1 pseudogene is annotated in these 286 nt (G+C 64.0%); it reads right to left on the bottom strand.

Going from position 1 to position 286, the window contains the following annotated elements:
* Positions 1-252, bottom strand: a pseudogene (locus tag OP04_RS48175) (IS5/IS1182 family transposase); the annotation flags it as partial.
* Positions 253-286: the final 34 nt, after the last annotated feature.

Here is a 286-nt window from a genome sequence, read left to right as displayed (position 1 = left end):
GTCGATCTTCATGCGGAGCCAGACCATGATCGAAGCGACCGTGACGGTAGCTTCGTAGCGGACTTTGAGCTTGTCGTAGCGGGTGGCTACGGCCCGGAATTGCTTGAGACGGTTGAAGGCCCGCTCGATGCGGTTGCGATCCTTGTAGCGTTCCGGATCGAATGCCGGCGGCCTGCCACCACGGCTGCCGCGCCGGGCCCGGTTGGCTTTGTGGTCCTTGCGCTCCGGAATTGTGTGCGGGATCTTCCGCACCCGCAGCGTCCTGCGGACCGCACGCACGCTGTAA

The sequence above is a fragment of the Catenuloplanes japonicus genome (assembly GCF_000717135.1).
GTDB classification, from domain to species: domain Bacteria; phylum Actinomycetota; class Actinomycetes; order Mycobacteriales; family Micromonosporaceae; genus Catenuloplanes; species Catenuloplanes japonicus.
The sequence above is the reverse complement of the archived record's forward strand: the minus strand, read 5'-3'. Positions and strand labels throughout refer to the sequence as shown.